This is a genomic window from Mycobacterium sp. TH-M82 (assembly GCF_057473605.1).
Genome location: NZ_JBYCKY010000173.1, coordinates 1 through 2,466, shown reverse-complemented (window position 1 = coordinate 2,466; position 2,466 = coordinate 1). Strand labels below are relative to the sequence as shown.

Annotated in this window: 2 protein-coding genes and 1 pseudogene; all 3 read right to left on the bottom strand. The window is 72.6% G+C overall.

All coding sequences use genetic code 11. The features are described from left to right. On the bottom strand, positions 1-1,145 hold a 1,145-nt coding region (locus tag AC2VON_RS05185), incomplete at its 3' end, for a cysteine desulfurase family protein (protein ID WP_486951973.1). A gap of 49 nt (positions 1,146-1,194) precedes the next feature. Beyond that, complete coding sequence (locus AC2VON_RS05180; protein ID WP_486951972.1) at positions 1,195-2,046, bottom strand: lysophospholipid acyltransferase family protein; 852 nt, start codon at positions 2,044-2,046, stop codon at positions 1,195-1,197. After that, positions 2,043-2,466, bottom strand: a pseudogene (locus AC2VON_RS05175) (phosphohistidine phosphatase); the annotation flags it as partial. The pseudogene AC2VON_RS05175 and the gene AC2VON_RS05180, both read right to left, overlap by 4 nt.

The following is a 2,466-nucleotide window of genomic DNA, read 5'->3' as shown; positions in this document are numbered from 1 at the left end:
GCTCGGCTCACCGCGCCGGGCAGCACCCGCAGCGCCGCATCCACGTCGGCGCCGACGCTGCTGTGGCCCAACGACAGTCGCAGCGAACCACGGGCGGTGGCCGGGTCGGCGCCCATCGCGATCAGGACATGCGACGGCCGGGTCACCCCGGCGGTGCAGGCCGAGCCCGTCGAGCACTCGATTCCGTTGGCGTCGCACAGCATCAGCAACGAATCACCCTCGCAGCCGGCGAACGTGAAGTGGGCGTTGCCGGGCAGGCGGTCAAGGGGGCCCCAAGGTCCGTTGAGGAAGCTGTCGTCGATCTCGGCCAGCACGCCGTCGATGAGCCGGTCGCGCAGGCTGCGCAACCGCTCGCTGTTTGTGTCCAACGAGTCCACCGCGATCCGCACCGCGGTCGCCATGCCCACCGCGCCGGCGACGTCCGGTGTGCCGGAACGGACGTCGCGTTCCTGGCCACCCCCGTGGGTCAGCGGCACACAGCTCACGTCGCGGCGCAGCAGCAAAGCGCCCACCCCGAACGGGCCACCGAACTTGTGGGCGGTGACACTCAACGCCGAAACACCGCTGGCGGTGAAATCGACCGGCAGCTGTCCTACCGCCTGAACCGCGTCGCTGTGCAGCGGCACACCGAATTCGGCGGCCACCGCAGCGAGTTCGGCGACCGGCATCACGGTGCCGACCTCGTTGTTGGCCCACATCACCGACACCAGCGCAACGTCATCGGCACCCTGCAGCGCGTCGCGCAGGCCGGCCGGTGACACCGACCCGTCCGCAGCGGTGGGCAGCCAGGTCACCTCGGCGCCCTCGTGTTCGACCAGCCAGGCCACCGCATCCAGGACGGCGTGGTGCTCCACGGCAGTGGTGACAATGCGCCGACGCGCCGAGTCGGCGTCGCGGCGGGCCCAGTAGATGCCCTTGACGGCCAGGTTGTCGCTCTCGGTGCCGCCGCTGGTGAAGACCACCTCCGACGGGCGCGCACCCAGCGCAGCGGCGACGGCCTCCCGGGACTCCTCCATCCGGCGCCGTGCCGCCCTGCCGGCGGTGTGCAGCGAGGAGGCATTACCGACCGCAGCCAGCGCAGCTGTCATCGCCTCGATGGCCTGCGGGTACATCGGGGTGGTGGCGGCGTGATCCAGATAGACCATGACCCGCCCAGGATACCGGCCTAGCCGCGCCGACCTGGCCCGAAGCCCGTCACGCGATAGCACCAACCTGCGGGGTCGCCCCGGTGCGGCCCCACACAACGGCTTCGCAGCGTCCGGCCAGGTCGCGCCGGTCGGCGCCCGGCAGCTGCAGTGACCCGACGTGCACCTGAACCACGATGCGCCGCGCAGTGACCAGCCGGCGCATCGAGGCCAGCAGGGTGTCGTCGCCGACGAAGGCCGAGGCGGTCGAGAGCGCGCCGTCAGCCCGCTGGTAGGTCAGCCGGAGCGGCTGCACCGGCCGCGCGGCGTCGACGGCGGCCTGGAACATCGCCGGATAGAACCGCCCGTGACCCGAGTGCGCCGGCTCGGCTCCCCGGCCGGCATCGTCGCGGCCGCACCAGGTGGTGCCCTCCGGGAACGCCACCACGGTGCCACCGGCCCGCAGCCGGCCCGCGACGGCATCGACCACACCGGGCAGCCGGCGCAGGCTGTTCCGGTCGATCGGGATCACCCGCATCATGCGGGCCAGCACACCGACTCCCGGCCAGTCGGCCAGATCCGCGCGTGCCACGAACGATCCCGGCAGCACCGCACCGACGACGAGCACGTCCAGCCAGGAGACGTGCCCGCTGACCACCAGCACACCGCGCAGGTTGCGAATCGGGCCGCCAGACACACTGACCCGGACCCCGAAACAGCGCAGCGCCAGCCGGCAGCAGCCGCGATGCACCCGGGATCTGCCCGGAACCGGTACCGCCAGCAGCGGCAGGGTCAGCACCAGCAGCACCGCCAGCACGATCCGCACCGCCACCACCAGCGGCGACGACCGCTCTACCGGGCCGCGCAGGCAGCCGGTGGTGCACGACGGCCGGGGCAGCCACGGACTGTCGTACCGGCTCATCGAGCCGGCGCACCTGCCGCATCGGCGGCTGCCGCCACCGACCGCAGCCGGCGCAGGTATCGGGCGTCGGCGTCGTGTTTGGCCAGCAGCGCCGGGAAGTCCCCCACGCCGAAATCCGGGTCGTGGGCCGGCTCGCCGCAGATCCGCGCACCGAGTCTGAGGTAGCCGCGCAGCAGCGGCGGAATCGCCGGACGGGCCGGCGGCGCGATCTCGTCGAGGCCGCAGCCGTCGACGACCACCGGCCGGTGCGGCGTCAACCGGTACGGCGATGCATGGCGGCGCTGCACGAGGTCGCGGACACCGCGGATCTGGCTGCCGGGCGATCCCTGGCCGTGGACCGGGACCGAGACGCAACCGGAGACGAAGTCGTATCCGTACCGGTCCGCGTAGGCCAGGATGCCGGCCCACATCAGCAGCACC